Below are 20,316 nucleotides of genomic sequence, written 5' to 3'. Positions count from 1 at the left end.
CGTAATTCTTATGGTCGCCCCGTACCTCTTGCCAGCAGACGATTATGTTCTCGAAGTTCTTTATTGAGCGGCCGATCTTCGCCAATGTGATCGCCATCGTCACGATGCTGGTCGGTATCGTTGCGGGGATCTCGCTGCCGATTGAGCAGTATCCCGAAATTACACCCCCTACCGTGCAAGTGGCGGCGGTCTATCCAGGTGCCAATGCGGAAGTTCTTTCCGATACGGTCGCAGGCCCCATCGAGCAGGAAATTAACGGTGTCGAGAACATGCTTTACATGTCCTCGTCCTGTTCGAGTAACGGCTCTTACACGCTGACCGTCACCTTCGAGGTGGGAACGAACCTCGACGACGCTCAGGTTCTGGTCCAGAACCGTGTTGCCGTCGCGATGCCGCGACTTCCTCAGGAAGTGCAGCGGCAAGGGGTCACGACCAAGAAACAATCGACGAACATCACTCTCGTTGCGTCACTGATTTCGCCAGACGGAACCTATGATGACCTGTATCTGAGTAACTTTGCGACTTTGCGAGTCAAAGACGCGCTGACTCGGCTGGATGGGGTTGGCGATGTGCAGGTCATTGGTGGCGGTACTTACGGCATGCGAATCTGGATCAGCCCGGATTCGCTGAAGGCACGTAACCTGACCACGGAAGACGTTCTGGCTGCGATTCGCGAACAGAATGTGCAGGTTGCGGCGGGGCAGGTAGGCCAGGCGCCCACTCCCCGTGAACAGGGCTTTCAGTACAACGTGATGGTTCAGGGGCGGTTGAGCGATCCGTCTCAGTTTGAAAATATCATCATCAAGTCAGTTTCGGACGATCGCTCCGGGATGCGAGTGACCCGGGTGAAGGACGTCGCCCGCGTCGAACTGGGGGCTCAAACCTACGACCAGTGGTGTGAAATCGGTGGACGTCCGGCCGCCAGCTTGCTCGTCTATCAGTTGCCCGGAGCAAACGCACTTCGCGTGGCCGAGAACGTCAAAGAAGCGATGCATGAACTCGAACGGAACTTCCCCGAGGGGATCAAGTCCGAGATTCCCTTCGATACGACAATCTTCGTCGATGAGTCGATTCATGAGGTTTATAAGACACTGGCCGAAGCAGGCGTGCTGGTGCTGGTGGTGATTCTGGTCTTCCTGCAGGACTGGCGAGCCACGCTGATTCCTGCAACGACCGTCCCGGTGACCTTGATTGGCGCATTTGCCGCCATGGGGGCCCTGGGCTTCTCGATTAACATGCTGACGCTCTTCGGTCTGGTGCTTGCCATTGGTATCGTTGTGGACGACGCCATCGTGATCGTCGAAAACGCAGTGCACCACATTGACCATGATAAACTGAGTCCCAAAAACGCGACGATTGTCGCGATGGGCGAGGTGATCGGGCCGGTGATGGGGATTACGCTTGTGCTGATGGCCGTGTTCCTTCCCACCGCATTCATGGGGGGGATCACTGGTCAGCTCTATCGCCAGTTCGCACTCACCATCGCCGCGACCGCCGTGATCAGCGCGTTAAACGCAGTGACGCTCAAGCCGGCTCAATGTGCCGTGTATCTGCGGCCAACTCCTGAGAAGAAGAATCTCTTCTACCGCGTCTTTAACCGTGTGTACGACTGGACGGAAGGAGTCTACACGGCGATCGTGAAAGTTGCGGTGCGGCAGATCGTACTGATGATGCTCCTCTTTGTCGGGCTGGTCGGGTTGACGGGATGGTGGTTCGTACAGCTTCCGACCGGCTTCGTGCCCACGGAAGATCAGGGCTACGCGATCGTTGCCATCCAGCTTCCTGATGCGGCATCACAAGAGCGTACTCGCGAAGTGACCCGCAAGGTGAACGCGATTCTGGCCGAGACTCCCGGCGTGCGGACCTGGTTCTTGCTGGGGGGGATGTCGCTGCTGGATTCGTCGGTGACTTCGAACGCGGCCACGATGTTCATTACCTTCACCTCCTTTGAAGATCGGGCCCACCATCCGGAACTCAGCCAGGATGCCATTCTTGGCAACCTGATGGGGCAGTTTCAGTCCGTGCGCGAGGCAATGATTCTGGCGTTTCCACCTCCAGGGATCCGTGGTTTGGGGGTCGCCGGGGGATTTGAAATGAAGATCGAAGATCGCGGTGGTGTCGGGCTGCCGGAACTGCAAAGCGTCGTACAGGAAATGGTGCACGCAGCGGGAGGTCAGACCAGCTTAAGCCGTGTTCAATCGACGTTCCGCTCTGGTGTTCCCCAGATCTATGTCGATATCGACCGGGTCAAAGCCAAAAGCCTTGGGGTGCCTCTCGATACGATCTTCGGCACGATGCAGGCGGCACTCGGTTCGGCCTACGTGAACGACTTCAATAAATTTGGAAAGACCTATCAGGTTCGCGTGCAGGCGGATCAGCAGTTCCGCTTACATCCGGAAGACATCGGTCGACTGGAAGTCCGTAACCGCGAAGGTCGGATGATCCCGCTGGGGACACTGGCGACGATTCGCAAGACGCTCGGGCCGCAGATTGTCCCTCGTTACAACCTGTTTCCTTCCGCGACGATTAACGGAGCGGCTGCTCCGGGCGTCAGTTCGGGACAGGCACTGCAACTGATGGAGCAGATGGCCGAAGCCAAACTTCCCTCCTCCATGGGTTACGAATGGACGGGGATGTCGCTCCAGGAAAAACTGGTCGGATCGCAGGCGATCTACGTTTTTGCTCTGGGGGTGCTCATGGTCTATCTCGTACTGGCCGCCCAGTACGAAAGCTGGCTGATGCCGGCGGCGGTCATCATGGTCGTGCCACTGGCGCTGCTGGGGACTGTGATCGCTGTCTGGGTCCGCGGGATGGATAACAATATCTATACGCAGATTGGAATCGTCCTGATTATTGCTCTGGCAAGTAAGAACGCGATTCTGATTGTGGAGTTTGCTCGCGAACTGCGCATGAAAGGCAGATCGATCATCGATGCTGCGGTCGAAGCCAGCCGGATGCGGTTCCGACCGATTCTGATGACTTCGTTTGCGTTCATCCTCGGGATCGTTCCGTTGATCAACGCGACGGGGGCCGGTGCGGCAAGCCGACGGGCATTGGGAACCGCAGTGTTCGGGGGGATGATTGCGGCGACGGTACTGGCAGTCTTCTTCGTTCCTGTGTTCTATGTACTGATGCAGCGAATGGCTGAGTTCCGAAAAAAGGATCAACCCCAAGACGGGGCCTCTGTCCCTCATGATCCCGCTGGCTCACACGCCGAAGTACGCCCGGTGCTCGTTGCGTCGAGCTCTCAGCATTGATTCGCAGGAAGATTGGTCGAACGAGCGAACCAGAACGTAGAAACGTTGGTCAGTGACCTGTGGCGAGCATGGCAATCGGGAACGGTTGCCATGCTCGTTTTGTTTGGGTCAGATGACAAAGCCTGAGTTGTCCCAACCGGAGACTCGGGGCGTAGTCGTTTGCGTCTTGCGCAACGTGCATGACGCGATCCATGCCAGCGATCAGGGGACGACACGTTCTGCTGGGCTGTGCCACTCGGTCGGAATGGCAGATGCAGCAGGAGTGCGAATTTTACGACTGGCAAATCCTGCCGAACCGGTATGGACACGATTGGCTGCATCCTTACAATCCCGGCCGTCCGACGCTGGGGGGCGACGGGTGCGTCGACAGTTCGAAGTCAGTTCCCAAAGGACTGGTCGTATGCATTGCCGTTTGATTATGTCGGTTGGTCTACTCACCCTTATGGCCTCAGGCTGTATGCTTCACGGTTATCCACCGGGGACGTACGGAAGCAGTCCATACGTTGTCCCGGCCCAGCCATCTGGTAGTTACCCGAGTGGTCCGGTCTATCAACCCGGGGGGACATATACGGCTCCCCTGAACGGCGCGCCGTACGTTCCAGGCAATTCGCCAGGCGTCACGACTCCGACCCCTCTGTCGCCACCAGGTTACTCGACGCCGACTCCGACGTATGAGGCACCCACTAACGGGAACTCGCCCACGTTCAGTCCTGAGCCGGAATCGCCTCGCGGGCGAAACGCGGTTCCGCTGCCGGAAGATGATCCGTCAGAACGCGGAACAAATCGCAGCACGCTGACTCCGACCAGCCACTTCGACCCAAGTGAGGACAGCACACCTTTCACTCAGCAGGAAAGCCGACGGCGCACTCAGGCGTACGACGAAGAGTCCACCGTGAATTCGGACGATCAGGAGATCGAGTTCGAAGAACCGGAGATTCGTCAGGCGTCCGGGGAAGAAGATGACGAGACAAGTGGTATTCAATACAGCCGAGAATTCGGTCGGACGGCTCGTAAGCCGGTACGCAATGGGGGACATCATCCTCAATTCCGCTGGGTCGAAGGGTCCGTCGATTACGACGAATCGACGAAAGAGTGGATCGTGATTTACGATAAAAACCCTTCTGCTTCGGATCAGCTCGGGGGAGTGATCACGCTGGCGGACACCCCTGCTCTCGGCCGATTGAGATCTGGCGATCTGATTCGGTGTGAGGGAGAGCTCGACGGGACAACAGGTGACTCGCGGCAGCTTCCCGTTTTTCGGATGAACACGTTTAAGCGAATCTAATCCTTTCCGCAGTCGTGTTTTACGCACGTCCAAAGGGGCTTGTCGACTTCAGTGTGATCAGTCGCCATGCTCCTGCGGCGGCACTTCTCGGGCTCGTCCACCCGTGATGGAGAGTGAAAAAACGGAGCAATTCCAGATCGCCCCGCGCAGAGATATTCGCCGCAATCTCACGGGAAGCTGATCGGCTTGAGTGGCATCATCACCCCCGAATGTTATCATATCGATCTGTCTCTCGTCAGATTATGGAAATATTCGTTTCAATAGCCATCGAATTGACATCAGTCGCTGACTGATGATTTGAGGTTCTGGAGGGATGATCTGAGTGCGGGAATGGGAGCAATTCCCTTACGACCGCTCAACTCAAGTCCTGATGTCTGACTGCGGAACCGGGTTTCGCGAGTTGACGTCCTTCCGGCAGACTCTCTGATCGCTCGATGGGCCTATTGTTTTGCTGGAAAGCGAGCCCGTTCGTGCCCACAAAATGGATTGCGTGGCAACAGGTTTCTCAGTCGATTCAGGCCGACGACGCGATTCGTGTGCTGCAAGCGGTCGAACAGTTCGTAGCTCGTGCAGTACCGGCGAATTCCGCAGCGGAATTCCTGCGGGATCAACTTCCCGAGATTGCGGGTGAACTTGCCGCGAACTCCGTCGGCTTTTTTATGCGCAATCCTGATTGGGTTGCCGTGAGCCAGCATGGCCGCATCGGTCTGGCCGAAATGCCGAAAAGCCTGTTGATGGATGTGCTCGACCGCGATGCGGGAGTAGTCGCCTCGCTGGATAGCGTTCCGGGGACCTACCTTGCTGCGACGCCCGTTCCCAGCCGCAGTCATACCGGCGCCGTGCTGACATTTGCCGGCCGCAGCTTTCCTGATGATGCACTGCCGTCAGCCATGCTAATGGCGAAGGCGATTGGTGCGTGTCTCGACTTTCTCGCTCGTCGCAGTCAGTCCGTGCGGAGAATCGATCAACTTCAGAGCATTCTGCGGATTTCCTTGAATCTGTCTGCCGTTCATGAAACGGAGCCGCTGCTGCAGTTGATTGCCAAAGAGGCGACTCGGCTGCTGGAATGCGATCGTGCCAGTATTTTCATCTGGGACAAAGAGCATCACGAGCTCGTCGCCTGCCCGGCGCTGGGGGTTGAAGGGAACTCGCTCAGGCTTCCTGATAACACCGGAATCGTCGGTGAGGTGATTCATCAAGGGGTGACCTTGAGAATCGACGATGCCTACAACGATCCACGGTTCAGCCGAAAAGTGGACAACGCCAGCGGTTACAAAACGCGTAACCTTTTGTGCGGTCCCCTTTACGGTTCGGACAAGAAACTGCTGGGGGCGTTCGAGGTCATCAACAAAAACTCGGGGTCCTTCACTGAAGAAGACGAAATCACGCTTGCCGACCTGTCGCTTCAGGTTGCGGTGGCGCTCCAGAACACGCGTGAGCGTGAGTCGTTGCTCAGGTCGCATCACCAGTTGACGCAGCAGGTGACCAAGGGGGCGACCATCATCGGCGACAGTCCGGCGATGCAGGCAATGCGAAGTACCATTCGCCGACTTGCTGCTACGGACCTTCCGATTCTTATTCTGGGCGAGAGTGGAACCGGCAAGGAGGTTGTCGCGCAGGCCCTGCATTATCAGGGGCCCCGGTCCGACCGTCCGTTCGTGGCCGTCAACTGTGCGGCGCTGACAGAGACGCTGCTTGAGAGTGAATTGTTCGGCCACGAAAAAGGGGCCTTCACTGACGCGCGCGAGATGCATCGCGGCAAGTTTGAAATCGCCGAGGGGGGAACGATCTTTCTGGATGAGATCGGTGACATGAGTCCCGGTGGGCAGGCCAAACTGCTGCGGGTGCTTGAGCAGAAAGTGATCACCCGCGTCGGGGGATCTCTTTCGATACCGATCAATGCCCGAGTGATCGCCGCCACGAATGCTCATTTGGCCGATGCGGTTCGGGCGAAGAAGTTTCGTGAGGATCTGTATTTCCGCTTAAACGTGGTCACGCTGGATCTTCCGTCGCTGCGAGAGCGGGCGGATGACGTTTTGCCACTTGCCGATCATTTTCTGAATCTGTTCGCTACTCAGGCCCGCCGCCCCAACCTGAAGATGTCGCCTGAGGCACGAAAGCGCCTGCAAGCCCATGCCTGGCCCGGCAATGTGCGAGAATTACGGAACCTGATGGAACGCGTCGCCTTTCTGGCGACAGGCGATACCGTCGAAGTCGACGACCTGGCATTCATTCTCAGTCCCGAACAGTTGAATGTCTTCGAACCCTCTGTGGACATGCGTCTCAACGAAGCCACGAACGGGTTCCAGCAAAATTTCATTCGCAAGGCAATTAAGCGGGTGAAAGGGAATATGAGTGAAGCGGCCAAGTTGCTGGGACTGCATCGATCGAATCTCTACCGCAAGATGCGCCAACTGGGGATGAGCGAGGCTGGGGGGAAGGACGACGATGTCGACTTTCCGGACGACATGGTTTAATGCTGATTCTGGCAAGATGGGCGATTGGCGAAGCTTGTTTTTGTTCTTCTGATCGTGCCACACAATTTGGTGCTGCGAGTTGAATTTCGGATTCAACCCTTGGAACCCTCACACTCCGGCGAGCCGTTGCGACGATCACTATGTCGTCCGTGAATTGTCCGTTGTCGGAAGTCGACCGGCAGAGTCTGCGGATGGATCGCCGGCCAGATGTGAGGAGATGGTAATGCGCAGTCGGATGGATTTCAGCGTGCGAGTCTGCTTGCTCAGCGCGGCGACAGCAGGCCTGCTGTCGCAGTCAATGACGGTGTACGGACAATCCAAAAACCCCGTCTTTACGAACGCAAAGAATCCCCCTCGATCAGGTGCGGGGACAAGTCCAGTGAAAGCGACTGGCGACGGCAAGACCGAGGTTCAGCGACAGCTGGAGATGCTGTACGAAAAAGATGGCCGCGAAATGCCGGAAATGAACGTCCAGCCGATGACTCCCCTGGCGCGAACGCCTCAAGTGGTCCCGGCTGCTCCATCGGAACAGGACGATCTGGGGCCAGCGAACGTCCAGCCGACGCAGTTGTCTTTCGGAGCGAACACCTCCCGCTCGCGATCGACACCGGCACGAAGTTCCTCTTCGGATGAAGCGGACTATGAAGATGATGAAGAGGCCGAAAAGGCACAGGAGCGGCCAAAACCGATCCGCGGTTTCTTCAAAAAGCTGAATCCCTTCTCAAAGAAAAAGTCGAACTCGTCCGCGTCATCCGATTCGCAGGGGACGATTCCGAATGTCCCGCCTGCATCCGGTGATCGGTCACCGTCATCGCGATCGAACTCGACCCGGTATGGATCGTCAGGGGGCAAATCGACAGCCAAACTGTCTACGAACGCACAGAAGACAGGGTCGAAGCCGGTCTTGCTGCCGGTTCCGGAGGACGCGGCCCCCATTCCGCCTGTCCCGCCTCCCCCCTCCTCCTACGAGTTTGGCCTGGATGACGCCGATGAGGACCCTCTCCTAGAGCTGGATCGTGACCTACCTGCTCTGCCGGACCTCTCTGATGACGCAGAACTTCCTCCCTTGCCGCTGGACTCGTCACCGCGCGCACTCTCTTTTGGAACAGAGAAACCTACTCCTTCTCCTGAACGGCTCAACCCCTTCTCACGGCGGGAGCAGGAAGCGGAAGAGACGGAAGATGACGCGGAAGGGGAGGAAATGGGGCAACTCGTTCTTCCAGATCAGCAAGATCTGACGGAGGACCTGGCGGGATCTTCGGAGGAAGAAGATCCGTTTGCCGTGCAGGGCAAGGCTTTCATTGAACCGCCACTGGAAGATATTGGGACTCCACCGTCGCCCCTCGCCCTTCCCGCACCTGATGAGGGGCGTCCGGCACTCATTCCTGCATTCGACAGTCAGGGATCGATCATCCCTGAAGGTTCGAGCGAATCCTATACAGAGAAAATGCGGCGGATTCGGTCCCGTTTTGGAATGAAAGGCCTGAAGGGGTTCTGTCCCGTTACTTTGAAGGATCGCCGGGAACTTCGAGATGCCAAACCTGAATTTCAGGCGACCTTCCGGGGTCAGAAGTTCCACTTCGCCAGCGAGGAAGCACGCGATCGATTTGCAGACAATCCGGCGTTCTACGCTCCTGCGGCTTATGGTGCGGATGTCGTTGCACTCGGACGAGACAAGGACGTCGTGGAGGGGACGCTGGACTATGCAGCCTGGTTCCAGGGACGCCTCTACCTGTTCGGCAACCAGGAAAACTACGCGACGTTCGTGAAGTCCCCTGCGACTTTTGCGACCTCGGTGGGTGAAGAATAGGTGTGATCAGGTGACTGGGAGGTCGCGCATAGCCTTTGAATAAGCGGCATGAGAGAGCTGCTGATCGCACGACTTTTCGCTTGGCGGAAATTCCTCATTCGCCTGCTGTCTGTCAGCGGCGGGTATCGCACCCGCCACCGCTTGCGTCGAGCGGAAAAAGAACCGCAGGGATGCCTGATTTCGCGTGGAGCCAGGGATGGAACGAAAAGACAGCGCGTCAGAGTGGCCTCTCACGCGCTGTCCTCCCGCACTCTTTTGATTCGTCCAGCGATCCGGGGAGATGTACCCTCTCCCCTTTGTGTCAAAACCCTGTCTTGGGCCTATCGGCCGTATTCCGGTCGGCGCTCAACTAGTCCTTCTTTGAACTGGAAGAATCTCGCTTGGAAGAACTGTCCGCATGGGCCAGTTCTTTCATCAGCTCTTCCGCCTTCTTCATGTGGCGTTCGGTGGTTTCGGCACCCTTCGCCAGGACGTCTTTAAGTTCGCTTGAAGCGTGACGTTCAAACACGGTCAGTTTGGTCTTCATTGCGGCGTGGGCGGCAATCTGATGTCCCACGAAGCATTCATCGAACTTGTCTCCCTCTTTTTCGGTCAGCATCTCCTTTGCGTTGCGGACGCATTCTGCCGCGATCTCACGATGCAACTGAATGAAGTTGACTCCATGATGCCGGTCAGCCGTTTCTTCGGTACCTGCGGTCTGCTGAACCTTGCCAGCTGATGCTTTCACGGTCCCGCCTGCCAGACCGACCTTAGCCTCGACCCCCGTGGTCTTGTCTGCGCCAGCGCGGGTTTTATCGTTGGTGGAGGGTTCATGCTTTTCATGCAGAGAGCCGTCTCGAGCGGCTTCCGGGGCAAATTTTTCCAGCTTTTCAAGAAAGGCCTGATGGTCTTTCACAAGCATCTTCGCAAACTCTTTCACGTCCGAGCTGCGTGCTTTCTCCTGTGCGAACTTGGCGATCGCGATCTCTTCCTGATTTGCTATCGCGACGCACGTTGCCAATGTGTGGTCGGCGGACTTCCAGTCTGACCGCTGGTCGTGCTGTGTGGCGGCATCCGATCGATTGGGCGTTGTTTGTGGCGGTGCATTGTTATTTGTCTGCTGGGCTCCGCTAACGCTGCAAAGACACAAAGCTGCACTACATGCGCTAACGCTAATCCATTTTCGCATCATGATTCTCCATTCCGATCACATTGAGAAGGTGGCACTGAGAAAAGAGATTGAACACTTCAATCAATCTCTCGGGTCTAGTGGTTTTCGTGCAAAGTCAATGCCGGGGTGTGCAGACTGTGACGGAGAAGGGGAACTTATGACTCACCTTTATCACAGGTGGGTCATGACAAACTACGGTCCCTAATTTCGGCATGGACTCGTTTACGGGTCATGGAGTTGAACATAAGACCTTGCAATCCGATGCCCGGCAGTTTCACATCGACTCTGGGTGTCAGTGGGCGCCCAAACAATACCAGTGAAGGGCGCTTCAAAAGGTACCAGTTGAAGACAAAGGGGCTTTTGTTGTCTCGTGACTCATTTTCTTCACAGAAAACGAGTGCATGGGGACGCAATGGCTTATCAACTGGGCATGGACAAGATCTTATCTATTCAGCAGTTACACGCGAGCGGGATGTCGGAGCGTGGAATCGCATTGGCTCTGGAAGTTTCTCGAAACGCTGTTCGGCGTCATTTGTCGGAAATCGGGGCAAACGATACCAAAGCGCCCACCGGCAAAGCGCCCACCGGGTCGGAAGGTTCAAACGATACCACGGCGCCCACCGGGTCGGACGAGCCGGCCAATCACGTTGCAGAGGGCGTTTCCCGGAGCCGTTGCGAGCCCTTTCGTGATGTCGTTTTGTCGAAGCTGGAGCAGGGTCTGGACGCTCAGCGGATCTATCAGGATTTGGTGGAAGAAAACGGCTTTGAAGGAAAATACTGGTCGGTCCGTCGCTTTGTGAAGCGTCTGGGAACGTCACGGGAATTGCCGTTTCGGCGAATCGAAGTCGATCCGGGCTGGGAGCTTCAGGTCGACTTTGGAGCGGGTCGCCCGTGCCCTGATCACACAGGAACGTTACGCAAGACCCATGTCTTTCGGGCGGTCCTCAGCTATTCGCGAAAGGGCTATACAGAAGCGGTGACGCGTTTGACCACCGAGAGCTTCATACGCAGTTTGGAGAATGCGTTTTGGAGACTGGGAGGTGTTCCGAAAACCGTCGTCTTCGATAACGCCAAATGTGTCGTGCTGAAGGCCGACTGGTACGATCCGGAACTGCATCCCAAGATCAACGAGTTCTGCAAACACTACGGCTTCGTGCTACTGCCCACCCGACCAGCGACACCTCGGCATAAGGGGAAGGTCGAACGCGGCGTGGACTATGTGCAAGAGAATGCCTTGAAGGGAAGAACCTTTGAAAGCCTGGCACAGCAGAATAGCCACTTGGATCATTGGGAGAAGACGGTCGCCGATACGCGGATTCATGGAACGACGAAGAAACACGTCGGAGTGGCCTTCGAGAGTACCGAGAAGCCTTGTTTAAAACCGCTTCCGAAAGATCGATTCCCGTTTTATCACGAGGAACAGCGCAAAGTTTCTCGCGACGGTCACATTGCGATTGAACGGGCCTATTACTCGGTTCCACCGGAGTACCTGGGTCACGATGTCTGGGTCCGCTGGAATAGTCAGACGGTTCGGATCCTGAATCAACGCATGGAAAGCATCACGGTCCACTGCACGAAACCAGCTGGCCGATTCAGCACATTGAACGAACACATCCATCCTTCGAAGACTCACATGATCGAGCGCGGGCTCGAATATACGCTACGAAAAGTGCGATTTTTAGGGCCTCACGCAGCGCGTTGGGCGGAAGCCACGATTGAGGCTCGCGGTATTCCCGCAGCTCGAGTCCTTCAGGGATTGTTGAGTCTCACGAAGAAATATCAGACGGAACAAATCGATCGAGCGTGCGACACGGCCTGGCGCAGCCAGGCGTTCAACTATCGCGTGATCAAGCGGCTGCTGGAGAACCAAACAGCCGCCCAACAGCAGACCATGGAGTTCGTGGGCGACCATCCGATCATCCGATCGGTGTCGGAGTACAGCGATTTTATTCAACGTTCCCTTCACGGAGACTAAGATGATGTCTGATGGTTTAACAAACATGCTCAAGAAGCTTCGACTATCGGGATTGGGCGATTCCCTGGAAATTCGATTGCATGAGGCCTCGAGTCGTGGCCTCACGCACCGCGAGTTCTTAGAGTTGATCCTTCAAGATGAATTACTCGTGCGGGATGGCCGACAGATCTCACGCCGAATCACGTCAGCCTGTTTTCGTGATGTGAAGCGGTTGGAAGATTTTGATTTTGGTTTCAATTCCTCGATCAAAAAGAACCGAATCTTCGATCTGGCGACCTGCCACTTCATTCGAGACAAACGTGATGTACTCTGGCTCGGACCTCCTGGGACAGGGAAGAGCCATCTCTGCCAATCGATTGGTGTCGCTGCGATCCGATCCGGCTTTACAGTGTACTACCGCTCGATCTTTGACACGGTCCGCGACTTCCTTCACGACGAGGCGATGGAGGGCCACGAACGGATCCTGCAGCGATACCTCAAGCCCGATCTGTTGATCGTTGATGACATGGGAATGAAGCAGTTGCCGAAGCGATCCGGCGAGTACCTCTTCGAGATCATCATGCGCCGCCACGAACTTCGTTCGACCATGATGACGAGCAATCGCCCCTTGGATGATTGGGGCAAGTTGATCGGTGATGTCCCCAGCGCCACGGCCATTCTTGACCGCTTCCTTCATCGCGCGGAGATCGTGCAAATCACCGGCAAAAGTTATCGATTAGAGAATTCTGAAAAAGGTTCAAAAAGTACCAAAGCGCCCACCGGGTCCAAGACCGAAGAATAAGAGGGCAAACGGAACCATTTCAGACAGAACCACTCAAAATGGTATCGTTTGAGGCGCCCACGACTGGTATCGTTTCAAGCGCCCATCGACACTGGGGATTCCACTTTGGTCCATCCGATTCCTGGCCGAAGGTGTGGTCTGGTTATTAGTGAAATGAGTTGTTCGCGTAGCTTTGAATTGATAGCGATGAGTTCCCGAAGCTGTGGGTAATGTAATGCACGCTTCATCGCGGCTCGCGAGGTGCGGGGTGTAAATGGAAGGTCTTTACCACTCCCGTTCGGCGACATGCCTTTTCTGGTACAGCCGATGAGATGGCTTCGGGCGGTCCACTGGTTGAGCTCTCTGGTCCGAGGCGACTCGCTCTCGCGCCGTGAGGCAACTTGCCAAAAGAAGCTGCCCTTTCAGGTGCCGACGGCGCCGGTTCTCGATGGACAAGCGGCCAATGCTGCCCGTTCCACGTTCGCGGATTGTGGACTGAATAAATCCCCCGCAGCCCTCGAGTCGACATCCGCGATGGGAGAGTTCTTGAGACGCAACAGCTACCACTCGGTTCTATCACCGTATGTACAGCGGAGACTTTCTGCCGGGGTAATCCGCTGCCTGGCTTGATGATACCAGGCACTTGGTTGGGAGCCTCATGGACTAGGCACACGGGTAGGCCCTGGACAGGGCAAGGTTTGAAGTACGCGAAGCGCACTCGTGCGTGCTGTAGAGTGGATTTCCCAGGGAGCGATCGCGATTGAATCGGTCAGGACATCGCATTGATTCGTTGAAGGACCAGGCCCGCGATCGCCGCTCGTCTGCCTGCGTTCACGGTGACCAGCGAGGTCCCCTTGCGAAAGTCCCGCTCATAGCGAGAGGCTGCTTCACCCAGGACCCCCATGTATGTTAGGAGGCCAGCAAGGTTCGAGTCGGGATAGTTTGAGAGGTTGGCCGCCAGTGTTCCTGCCAGGATCGCGGAATCGATTTCGGGGAAGTGCCGGGAAATCAGCAGGAGTCTTCGAGTCATTCCCGGATGATCGGTGGTCCGCGAATCCGAGTCTCCCATCACTTGAATCTGGAGTACAGTATCCTGATGGGTGGCGATGCCAACCTGTGACGCGGAGAACCCGAGATACCCGAGCTCATCAATCGCGGACTTGAGGCTCCATCCGTCGGAGGCGACACCTACGACATTACCCCAATTAGGAAGCGGGCTGCTCATCACTGCACCTGACGGTCTGTACGAGACCCAGAAGGCCGGCACACATTGAGGCCGGTTCATAACACACTTGAGACTGACCGGCCGCGAAACTCGCGACCCGGTTGAGCCTCCAGTTTCTACCGTTCGCAAGATGCATGCCAAGGGCCCGTTATTCAGATGGGGCTTGTTCCTTGCAGTCTTCTTTCACTCCAACAGGCATCGGCTCACGCACGGCATTCCTGCAGCGAGAGCAAGCGCGCCACAAGGATCGCCTCTAAGTGCGATGCCTCGGCGAATCTCAGCGGAGGTGGAGAGGATTAAGGGAGGCAGGAACTCCGGGGTCTGAACACAGAAGAAGGCTTCCGTCTCAAGTGAGGCAGATCAGATCACCAGACGTAGGTTCACCGGGAAGCCGCGTGATGGTGTCTTGAAGGCTCCCAATTCTGTGAGTGGAGATCCCGCCCGCCCGGGGTGCGCTAAATGCATGGGCAAAATAGAACCACCCCCGCAAGCGGAGGCTTGCAGGGGTGTTTGTGTTCCGAGCAACTTGCGGGGATGCGTAAGCGGTCACCGAGCGTGACGGGACGAAGAGGCTTTGCCTGATCGTTATCGGAAACGGTACTCGGGATTGGTCGAATCAAAGTCAGAATCACTTAATGACTGATCAAAGCGAATTTCGGAAAAGTGGTATAACTCGATGAGAGTTACCTCGTCGATCTTTGCCTCGTCAGCACCCTCCTTTGCGGGCCATTCATAGTGCTTCGACAGGCATGGTACGTTCCACTCCTTGTCGATAAAAGTAATCGACTTTCGGTAGGTGGGAGAAATTTCTCGCGATTTGTACGTTGTCTGGAAGACATGACAGGGGCGTCCCTCAAGCTCGCCATCTTCCAGGTGTGAACATGATTTGACGGTCAGCTTTGTGAGATCTTCTTGGTGCGCCTTGAGCATGGTTTCGACGAGTCCTAACAGACCTGCTGAGGTAATCGGGTAGCGTGCACCGCTCATTGCGAGAGCACAGTCTGGTTCGAGGAAGAACGCGGGTATACGAGACTTCCACCCCCCGTCATGGGCAATCATCCTCCCATTGTGCTTCCCTTCGACGTAAATCACCTCTCGTCCGACATCTCCCTGATGCCAATTCAGGTACACGCTGAAGGGTTTGTGACGACACTTGAGCAAGATCCGTTGCTCGTCGAGCAACTGCCCCTGGACGACTTCCTGCTTCGTCAACATGGCTGTGTAATCCGGTTTCTCCTGCAGGTAGGTATAACCTTTTTCCAGAAGATCAACTTTTTTCTTCAGCACTGCATGCGGATCACCTTCAGCAAACGTCATTGTCGAGGGTGAGGCGTCCCGCTCTAAACCGGTGCTACCACGACTTTGCCCTGCAACTCGTTCAGCCGGCCTGAAGGCGAACCGATCACGCTGTGCCTCTTCTGCACGGACGCGACGCAGGAGCTGGACTTCGGTATCAGTATCAAGTTGGACAAATGGCAACCAACCAATCGTCCCGAAGGCCATCGCGGAGAGGATGCCTAGTGTGCGATAGGTGATAATTTTCATTTGAATCGTTCCGAGAAATTGACCTCTTGTTAGTCGACGGTGAGTCCGTCGCCAGATGTCAATCGCAATATCCGTTCCAATGAAGAAAACCTCATGGAATCAGGCTGTAAACCGCTGATTCGGGAAGTTTGCAGGCGAGTCTCCTGGTCTTTGGAGTGTCGTGAATCGAGCGATGCCGGGCTGCAACAGGTGCCCCTGTTCGAACCAGGTTGCACTTACTTCGACCATGAACATCTTTTGGGGAACAATCATTCATGCGAACCTCAAGTCATAGGCAGTGAGCTCGGGTCGTCCCACTGAACCCCCTCCAGTCGGCGCAAAACTTGCCTTCCCTTTTCGACAGAACATTCCCTCAGCGACCTTACTGAGGACCGGTAAAAATCTGTTTGAGACTAAGGCACCACAAATTTCAGGGGAAAGATCATGACTGAAATCCCGTACGCATCCGGTAGTCCCATGCCCGCGCAGCAGCAGGAGCACCCCGGGCTGGAATCCCGGATGAAGCCACTGCCACAGTACAAGGCTCCACGCTATCGCGGATCGGCGAAGCTGCTCGATAAAGTGGCCCTGATCACCGGGGGCGATTCAGGGATTGGTCGCGCCGTCGCGGTACTCTACGCGCGTGAAGGAGCCGACGTTGCGATCGTTTACCTGCCCGCCGAACAGTCGGATGCCGAGGAAACACGTGATGCCGTCGAGGAGGAAGGTCGCAAGGCGTTATTGATTCCGGGCGATGTAACGGATCCCGAGTTTTGCCGTTCGGCAGTAGAGAGAACCGTTCGGGATTTGGGACGGATCGATATTCTGGTGAATAATGCCGCCTATCAGGAATCCGCTGACCGGTTGGAGGATATCACTCACGCTCAATGGGATTTGACCTTTCGGACGAACATTTATGGGTACTTCTACATGGCGCAGGCCGCCCTGCCCTACATGAATGAAGAAGGAAGCATTATCAATTGCGGTTCAATTACCGGTCTGGAGGGGAATAAGACACTGATCGACTATGCTGCGACCAAAGGGGCCATCCATGCTTTTACCAAGTCGCTGGCACAGAATCTGGTGGACCGCAAAATACGGGTGAATTGTGTCGCTCCCGGGCCAATCTGGACAGTTCTGCAACCGGTATCCAAACCCGCTCAGGATGTGGCGGAGCATGGCCTGAAGTCGCCGATGCAGCGGCCTGGTCAGCCAGAAGAAGTCGCGCCCGCATTCGTCTTCTTTGCGTCGAATGCGGACTCAAGCTACATCAGCGGGGAAGTCCTGACCCTCCTCGGGGGTGAGACCAGGGCGAGCTGATTCAGGAACGTCGGCGTCTGCTGAAGGGGGGGCGCACTTGCTGAGCGACATTGCGCTGCCAGAATCGATTCTGGCAGCGTACGACGTGAATCCGTCCTGGTTTAGCAGGGCGAGAATCAGGTCGATCAGAAGGAGAATGCACGTCAATCGCCGTTTTGGGAAGGAACGCCCCCGCGAATGACATCGGTCAGCAGGTCCATGCTGACGGGTTTCGTCAGGTGCTCATCGAACCCGGCCTTCATACTTTGAGTACGGTCCTCGTTCTGCCCGAATCCGGTCAGAGCGACGAGCCTGGTCGTACGGAGCTTCGGAATCGCTCGCAGCCGGCGTGCGACTTCCAGCCCGTCCATGAGGGGCATGGCAATGTCCAGGAAGATCAGGTCAAAGTTCTGTTCTGTTGCCAGCGAAATTGCGGACATTCCGTCGAACGTCGTTTCCACATCCTGCTCCAGCGCTTGCAGCATCATCGCCAGTGTCTTGGCGGATGCCTGGACATCATCGACGACTAGAATCCGAAGTTTTGGCAGGGGAGTGGTCGGTTCCGGTGGAGCCGCCGTAATTTCCCTGGGAGGCTGTTGCAGTTCTTCCTTGATGGGAAGCCGGACGGTGAATTCGCTGCCGCGCCCCACTCCTTCGCTGGCTGCAGTGACGGTTCCGCCGTGCATCTGGACCAGGGTGCGAACCAGCGTCAGTCCGATTCCCAAGCCACCGTTAGCCCGGTCCAGTGTCCATTCGACCTGCATGAAGACGTCGAAGATTTTGTTCAGCATCTCCTTGGCGATACCGGATCCATTGTCGCGGACACGGAAGATGGCTTCGTTTCCTGCTCGTTCCACAGTCAGCCAGAGCTGGCCTTCGGGGTCCGTATACTTGGCCGCGTTGTGCAGCAGGTTCGTAAGGATCTGAGCCAGTCGTGTCGGATCGGCCTCGATCCAGATTTCTTCTTGCGGGACTTTCGCCGTCAGTTGATGGCGGCGCTCGGCGATAATTGGCTGAACCCCCTCCACCGCAGCGGCGACCGCACTGGCGACGCTGATTTTTTCGCAGCGCAGCCGCATTCTTCCCGTGGTGATGCGGGACAGGTCCAGCAGGTCGTCGATTAAACGCGTCATCTGCCGGAGTTGTCTTCTCATGATGTCCAGAAGATCCGCGGCGATATTGGGATCTTTATAGGCCGCCGAGAAGACTTGGATGGCGTTGCTCAGCGGGGCGAGTGGATTGCGAAGTTCGTGCGCCAGGAGGGCGAGGAACTGGTCCTTCCGGATGTGGTCCTCCCGCAGCGCCTCCTCCGCACACTTGTGGTCGTGAATATCCGTATGCGTTCCGACCCACATCGCAATCTGGCCGTCAGGCCGATAGAGAGGCAGGGCTCTGGAGAGATGCCAGCGGTACTCGCCGGTATGTTTCAGGAAGCGTTCTTCAATCTCAAACATGTTGCCGCTCTTCAGCGACTGGGACCACTTCTTCAAGTGATGGGCCACATCGTCCGGATGAACCAGCTCGCGCCAGTCCTTGTCTGTCATCTGTTCGGCTGTCAGCCCGGTATACTCCAGCAGCATCTGATTGACGTAGTCCAGTGTCCCATCCGGGCGAGCCGTCCAGACCTTTTGTGGCATGCATTCCGAGAGGACTCGGAACCTTGCCTCACTCTCCCGCAGCGCTGCTTCGGTCTTCTTGCTTTGCGTCAGATCGGTGATAAAGACCACAATCTGGTCGAGCTCATTCATCAATCTCGCGGCAGAGATCAGCACCGGGACCCGGGTGCCGTCATTGCGAGAGTATGTTTTTTCAATCGGGCCGCAGACACCCTTCTCACGAAGCTCGTCCCACGATGCTCGGTCGAGTGGCGTCTGATTCACAGGGACACCGCTCCAGCTTAGCTTCGTATTATCAAACTCTCCGAAGCGATAGCCAATGAGATCTAGAAACGCGTTATTTGCCTCCAGCAGGCTGCCTTCGGAGGTTCCGATGGCAATTCCGATCAGGGGCGTCTCGAAAACCCGTCGGAAGCGGCGTTCACGCTCGTTTTTCTCTTTTTCGAGTCGTAAGCGTTCCGAGCAGTCACGGAATACAAACACGACTCCCGTGATTCTGCCCATCGTATCCCGGATGGGTGCGGCATTCTCTTCAATCGGGATTTCGGAAAAATCACTTCGACGCAGCAGCGTGTCACCCGTTCGGCGGGGGAAGGTTCCTTCCGTCAGCACCTGGTTGAACGGGTTGGCAATGGGCTCACGCGTGTGGGCGTCGATGAGAGAAAATATTTCCGGCAGGAACCGTCCCTCAACTTCGAGCGGATCGCCCATCAACTGTTTGGCGACGGGGTTGGCCAGCTTGATCTGTCCCGAAGCATCGGCAACGATCACCCCGTCACCGATGCTGGTCAGGGTGACCCACAGGTTCTGTCGTTCAGACAGAGCAGTGGCTTCTGCCTGACGGCGTCTTTGCAGTTCTCGGTCAACAAATCCCCAGGCCGCGATCGTGAGAACCGTTCCGATACAAACGGCGGCGAGATTCGCGGACAGAACTTTGAACAGTCGATGATCCTGTTCCTGGCTACGGACACCCTTCAGTCGAATCTGTTCCTTTTCCAGTTCAGCAATCAACTGCCGAACCTGATCCATGAGCGTTTTCCCGCTGCCCGTGATCACAATCTCACGGGCGGAATCAAATCCTTTCTCTCTCGCATCGATCACTGTCTGGAGCAGTTCGAACCGGTCCTCTGCCAGCTCCCTGATTTGCGCGACCCTTGCGACCTGGACAGGATGGTCAGTGACGGACTCACTCAGTCGACGAAACTGTTCGGGGAGATTCGCCAGCCGGGCCGAGTGCTCGCGCAGGAACCTCTCGTCACCTGCAATTGCAAATCCCAGTACGTCTGTTTCGGCATCGAGGAACGTCGCGAGAAGAGCGCGACTTTGAAGCATGGCTTCGCTACTGCCGTTAATGACCTCTTGTCCCTGATGCAGTGCGATCGAGTTACTGTGAAGGATGAAGCTGTTAAGTACCAGCACCACCAGGACGAGTGCGAAATTTGCCGTCGCATGGGGACTTAAAAACCTTTTCCGCAACCCGTTCATTGGCCGTGCCTTCTGCGAAGCAGTGTTGGTTCGAGCTGTCTTCGGGCCGAACGTAGCGTTCCAGTGGGCAGATTACTACCTGTCATGGGGTGTGTCTTATTCATTACCTAGAAGAGGTTGCCGGGAATTGTCATTCACCAATGGGGCCGTGGCGGTAGGGAAGTTGGGCAGGGCCTCGCAATGTTGTCGTAGCAGAGTACGTGCCGTCGGGGGGAAATCTGCGCGGGGGAGCGCCACACCCGGGATGACCGTGGTGTTGCAAAAACGGGCATGGGGGCTGAGTGGTCGTGTACCTTTTCAGGTCCTCATCTTGCAGAACACGCCACAGAAGCGACCTGGCTTCGGGGAGATCCGGTCCCCGGCGGCTAGTCTATTTGCTACAATCGGTTACAATGGGCCCTCCTTCATGTGTGATCGAAACGTCCCATATCACTACTGATACTCCTGAGTCTT

At 56.3% G+C, this 20,316-nt stretch carries 12 protein-coding genes; 8 read left to right on the top strand and 4 right to left on the bottom strand.

Features of this window, described 5'->3' with window-relative positions:
* Positions 1-44 precede the first annotated feature (44 nt).
* The 5 genes from ACGY09_RS13085 to ACGY09_RS13065 all read left to right on the top strand — a co-directional run bounded on the left by ACGY09_RS13085 (position 45) and on the right by ACGY09_RS13065 (position 8,829).
* A complete protein-coding gene (locus ACGY09_RS13085; protein WP_397568074.1) occupies positions 45-3,257 on the top strand; it encodes an efflux RND transporter permease subunit in 3,213 nt (1,070 codons plus the stop codon).
* Between the two features lie 191 nt (positions 3,258-3,448).
* Positions 3,449-3,673, top strand: a complete 225-nt coding sequence (locus tag ACGY09_RS13080) for a hypothetical protein (RefSeq protein WP_397568073.1) — start codon at positions 3,449-3,451, stop codon at positions 3,671-3,673.
* Positions 3,658-4,542: a hypothetical protein gene (locus ACGY09_RS13075; protein ID WP_397568072.1), complete on the top strand. Its 885-nt coding sequence runs from the start codon at positions 3,658-3,660 to the stop codon at positions 4,540-4,542. The genes ACGY09_RS13080 and ACGY09_RS13075 overlap by 16 nt, the downstream gene beginning before the upstream one ends.
* A gap of 470 nt (positions 4,543-5,012) precedes the next feature.
* On the top strand, positions 5,013-7,019 hold the full coding sequence (locus ACGY09_RS13070) for a sigma 54-interacting transcriptional regulator (protein ID WP_397568071.1): 2,007 nt from the start codon (positions 5,013-5,015) through the stop codon (positions 7,017-7,019).
* A gap of 223 nt (positions 7,020-7,242) precedes the next feature.
* The gene (locus ACGY09_RS13065) at positions 7,243-8,829 is read left to right on the top strand and encodes a hypothetical protein (protein WP_397568070.1); all 1,587 of its coding nucleotides are present in this window, start codon (positions 7,243-7,245) and stop codon (positions 8,827-8,829) included.
* Positions 8,830-9,178: 349 nt separating this feature from the next.
* Here the strand turns inward: ACGY09_RS13065 and ACGY09_RS13060 are convergent, their stop codons facing one another.
* Positions 9,179-10,000: a DUF4142 domain-containing protein gene (locus ACGY09_RS13060; RefSeq protein WP_397568069.1), complete on the bottom strand. Its 822-nt coding sequence runs from the start codon at positions 9,998-10,000 to the stop codon at positions 9,179-9,181.
* 391 nt (positions 10,001-10,391) lie between these two features.
* Between ACGY09_RS13060 and istA the strand changes: the two genes are divergently transcribed.
* Together istA and istB are read left to right on the top strand one after the other, a co-directional pair.
* Positions 10,392-11,954, top strand: coding sequence for an IS21 family transposase (gene istA / locus ACGY09_RS13055; RefSeq protein WP_397568068.1), 1,563 nt, complete (start codon positions 10,392-10,394; stop codon positions 11,952-11,954).
* Between the two features lies 1 nt (position 11,955).
* On the top strand, positions 11,956-12,735 hold the full coding sequence (gene istB / locus ACGY09_RS13050; protein ID WP_397568067.1) for an IS21-like element helper ATPase IstB: 780 nt from the start codon (positions 11,956-11,958) through the stop codon (positions 12,733-12,735).
* 748 nt (positions 12,736-13,483) lie between these two features.
* Here the strand turns inward: istB and ACGY09_RS13045 are convergent.
* Positions 13,484-13,939 carry a hypothetical protein gene (locus ACGY09_RS13045; RefSeq protein ID WP_397568066.1) on the bottom strand — a complete coding sequence of 152 codons (456 nt, stop codon included), beginning with the start codon at positions 13,937-13,939 and terminating at the stop codon, positions 13,484-13,486.
* Positions 13,940-14,524: 585 nt separating this feature from the next.
* Positions 14,525-15,484: a DUF1571 domain-containing protein gene (locus ACGY09_RS13040; RefSeq protein ID WP_397568065.1), complete on the bottom strand. Its 960-nt coding sequence runs from the start codon at positions 15,482-15,484 to the stop codon at positions 14,525-14,527.
* Between the two features lie 423 nt (positions 15,485-15,907).
* On the opposite strand from ACGY09_RS13040, the gene ACGY09_RS13035 reads away from it, so the two are divergent.
* A complete protein-coding gene (locus ACGY09_RS13035; RefSeq protein WP_397568064.1) occupies positions 15,908-16,783 on the top strand; it encodes an SDR family oxidoreductase in 876 nt (291 codons plus the stop codon).
* A gap of 143 nt (positions 16,784-16,926) precedes the next feature.
* Here ACGY09_RS13035 and ACGY09_RS13030 read toward each other — a convergent pair whose 3' ends face one another.
* Entirely contained in the window at positions 16,927-19,863 is a 2,937-nt protein-coding gene (locus tag ACGY09_RS13030; protein WP_397571837.1) for a PAS domain S-box protein, read from the bottom strand.
* Positions 19,864-20,316 lie beyond the last annotated feature (453 nt).

The organism is Schlesneria sphaerica (assembly GCF_044336245.1).
In the GTDB taxonomy this organism is placed as follows: domain Bacteria; phylum Planctomycetota; class Planctomycetia; order Planctomycetales; family Planctomycetaceae; genus Schlesneria; species Schlesneria sphaerica.
Note: the sequence above shows the minus strand (reverse complement) of the source record. Positions and strands in the feature narration are given on the sequence as shown.

What these genes read in the sequence shown, in the direction of transcription:
- ACGY09_RS13085 (WP_397568074.1), top strand. Translation starts at nt 45, where the DNA reads ATGTTCTCGAAGTTCTTTATTGAGCGGCCGATCTTCGCCAATGTGATC.
- ACGY09_RS13080 (WP_397568073.1), top strand. Translation starts at nt 3,449, where the DNA reads ATGCCAGCGATCAGGGGACGACACGTTCTGCTGGGCTGTGCCACTCGG.
- ACGY09_RS13075 (WP_397568072.1), top strand. Translation starts at nt 3,658, where the DNA reads ATGCATTGCCGTTTGATTATGTCGGTTGGTCTACTCACCCTTATGGCC.
- ACGY09_RS13065 (WP_397568070.1), top strand. Translation starts at nt 7,243, where the DNA reads ATGCGCAGTCGGATGGATTTCAGCGTGCGAGTCTGCTTGCTCAGCGCG.
- ACGY09_RS13060 (WP_397568069.1), bottom strand. Translation starts at nt 10,000, where the DNA reads ATGATGCGAAAATGGATTAGCGTTAGCGCATGTAGTGCAGCTTTGTGT.
- istA (WP_397568068.1), top strand. Translation starts at nt 10,392, where the DNA reads ATGGCTTATCAACTGGGCATGGACAAGATCTTATCTATTCAGCAGTTA.
- istB (WP_397568067.1), top strand. Translation starts at nt 11,956, where the DNA reads ATGATGTCTGATGGTTTAACAAACATGCTCAAGAAGCTTCGACTATCG.
- ACGY09_RS13045 (WP_397568066.1), bottom strand. Translation starts at nt 13,939, where the DNA reads ATGAGCAGCCCGCTTCCTAATTGGGGTAATGTCGTAGGTGTCGCCTCC.
- ACGY09_RS13040 (WP_397568065.1), bottom strand. Translation starts at nt 15,484, where the DNA reads ATGAAAATTATCACCTATCGCACACTAGGCATCCTCTCCGCGATGGCC.
- ACGY09_RS13035 (WP_397568064.1), top strand. Translation starts at nt 15,908, where the DNA reads ATGACTGAAATCCCGTACGCATCCGGTAGTCCCATGCCCGCGCAGCAG.
- ACGY09_RS13030 (WP_397571837.1), bottom strand. Translation starts at nt 19,863, where the DNA reads ATGAACGGGTTGCGGAAAAGGTTTTTAAGTCCCCATGCGACGGCAAAT.